This is a genomic window from Streptomyces sp. NPDC058678 (assembly GCF_042714835.1).
GTDB lineage: Bacteria > Actinomycetota > Actinomycetes > Streptomycetales > Streptomycetaceae > Streptomyces.
On sequence record NZ_JBHXSG010000167.1, the window covers coordinates 1 to 2,488 of the forward strand.

Below are 2,488 nucleotides of genomic sequence, written 5' to 3' on the forward strand. Positions count from 1 at the left end.
TGGCGGACGCGCAGGAGACTTTCGTCCGTGACTACGGCCTGTCTCTGATCGGTGGTTGTTGCGGTACGACGCCGGAGCATTTGCGGCAGGTGGTGGAGCGGGTGCGTGGTCTGGTTCCGGCGGTGCGGGATCCGCGTCCGGAGCCGGGTGCGGCGTCGTTGTATCAGTCGGTGGCGTTTCGTCAGGACACCGCGTACATGGCGATCGGTGAGCGGACGAACGCGAACGGGTCGAAGAAGTTCCGTGAGGCGATGCTGGAGGGCCGCTGGGACGACTGTGTGGAGATGGCCCGGGAGCAGATCCGTGAGGGCGCCCACATGCTCGATCTGTGTGTCGACTACGTCGGCCGGGACGGGGTGGCGGACATGGCGGAGCTGGCGGGCCGGTTCGCGACCGCTTCCACGTTGCCGGTCGTGTTGGACTCCACCGAGGTGGAGGTGTTGCGGGCCGGGCTGGAGAAGCTGGGCGGCCGGGCGGTGATCAACTCGGTGAACTACGAGGACGGGGACGGGCCGGCGTCCCGGTTCGCGAGGGTGACCGAGCTGGCGCGGGAGCACGGGGCGGCTCTGATCGCGCTGACCATCGACGAGGAGGGCCAGGCCCGCACCGTCGAGACGAAGGTCGCGATCGCCGAGCGGCTGATCGATGACCTGACCGGGAACTGGGGCGTCCACGAGGCGGACATCCTCATCGACTGCCTGACCTTCACGATCTGCACCGGCCAGGAGGAATCCCGTGGTGACGGTGTCGCCACCATCGAGGCGATCCGTGAGCTCAAGCGCCGTCATCCCCAGGTGCAGACCACGCTGGGTCTGTCGAACATTTCCTTCGGTCTGAACCCGGCGGCCCGGGTGCTGCTGAACTCGGTCTTTCTGGACGAGTGTGTCAAGGCGGGTCTGGACTCGGCGATCGTGCACGCCTCGAAGATTTTGCCGATCGCCCGTTTCACCGAGGAAGAGGTGGCCACGGCCCTCGATCTGATCTACGACCGGCGCGGTGAGGGTTATGACCCGCTGCAGAAGCTGATGGCCCTGTTCGAGGGGGCCACCACCACCTCGCGCAAGGCGGGGCGGGCCGAGGAGCTGGCGGCGCTGCCGCTGGGCGAGCGGCTCAAGCGGCGCATCATCGACGGTGAGAAGAACGGCCTGGAGGCCGATCTGGACGAGGCGCTGGCGGAGCGTCCGGCGCTGGACATCGTCAACGAGACGCTGCTGGACGGGATGAAGGTGGTCGGTGAGCTGTTCGGCTCGGGCCAGATGCAGCTGCCGTTCGTGCTGCAGTCCGCGGAGGTGATGAAGAGGGCGGTCGCCTACCTGGAGCCCCACATGGAGAAGGTGGAGGGCGAGGAGGGCAAGGGCACCATCGTGCTGGCCACGGTCCGCGGTGATGTCCACGACATCGGCAAGAACCTCGTCGACATCATCTTGTCCAACAACGGCTACAACGTGGTCAACCTGGGGATCAAGCAGCCCGTCTCGGCGATCCTGGAGGCCGCCGAGGAGCACCGCGCGGACGTGATCGGGATGTCCGGCCTGCTGGTCAAATCCACGGTGATCATGAAGGAGAACCTGGAAGAGCTCAACCAGCGCGGCCTGGCCGCCGACTTCCCCGTCATCCTGGGCGGCGCCGCCCTCACCCGCGCCTACGTCGAGCAGGACCTGCACGACATCTACCAGGGCGAGGTCCGCTACGCCCGCGACGCCTTCGAGGGCCTGCGCCTGATGGACGCCCTGATCGGCGTCAAACGCGGCACCCCCGGCGCCCGGCTGCCCGAACTCAAACAACGCCGGGTCAAGGCGAGTGCGCACACGGTGGTGGAGGAACGGCCCCAGGAGGGCGCGGCCCGCTCGGACGTGGCCACCGACAACCCCGTCCCCACCCCGCCGTTCTTCGGCACCCGCGTCATCAAGGGCATCCAGCTCAAGGAATACGCCGCCTGGCTGGACGAGGGCGCCCTCTTCAAGGGCCAGTGGGGCCTCAAGCAGACCCGCACCGGCGAGGGACCCACCTACGAGGAGCTCGTCGAGACGGAGGGCAGGCCCCGCCTGCGCGGCCTGCTCGACACCCTGCAAAGGGACAACCTGCTGGAAGCCGCCGTCGTCTACGGCTACTTCCGCTGCGTGTCCAAGGACGACGACCTGATCCTCCTGGACGACCAGGGCAACGAAACCACCCGCTTCACCTTCCCCCGCCAACGCCGCGGCCGCCGCCTGTGCCTGGCCGACTTCTTCCGCCCCGAGGAATCCGGCCAGACCGATGTGGTCGGCCTGCAGGTCGTCACCGTCGGCTCCCGCATCGGCGAACAGAGCGCCAAACTCTTCGAGGCCAACGCCTACCGCGACTACCTCGAACTGCACGGCCTGTCCGTCCAGCTCGCCGAGGCCCTCGCCGAGTACTGGCACGCCCGGGTCCGCTCCGAACTCGGCTTCGCCGGCCAGGACCCCGACGCCATGGAAGACATGTTCGCCCTCAAATACCGCGGCGCCCG

Annotated in this window: 1 protein-coding gene; it reads left to right on the forward strand. The window is 67.9% G+C overall.

Annotation, left to right across the window (positions count from 1 at the left end; translation table 11 throughout):
• Positions 1–2,488: dihydropteroate synthase (locus ACFWWR_RS48515; protein WP_384310773.1), on the forward strand; the 2,488-nt coding region annotated here is incomplete at both ends.